1 pseudogene is annotated in these 253 nt (G+C 58.1%); it reads left to right on the forward strand.

The features are described from left to right. Positions 1-253 (forward strand): annotated as a pseudogene (locus R2R70_RS21720) (threonine ammonia-lyase, biosynthetic); the annotation flags it as partial.

Genomic DNA, 253 nt, shown 5'->3' on the forward strand with positions numbered 1-253 from the left:
GAGTTCAACTACCGTTTTGCCGATGCCAAAAACGCCTGCATCTTTGTCGGTGTGCGCCTGAGCCGCGGCCTCGAAGAGCGCAAAGAAATTTTGCAGATGCTCAACGACGGCGGCTACAGCGTGGTTGATCTCTCCGACGACGAAATGGCGAAGCTACACGTGCGCTATATGGTCGGCGGACGTCCATCGCATCCGTTGCAGGAACGCCTCTACAGCTTCGAATTCCCGGAATCACCGGGCGCGCTGCTGCGCT

Source organism: Cobetia sp. SIMBA_158 (assembly GCF_046566945.1).
Lineage (GTDB): Bacteria > Pseudomonadota > Gammaproteobacteria > Pseudomonadales > Halomonadaceae > Cobetia > Cobetia amphilecti.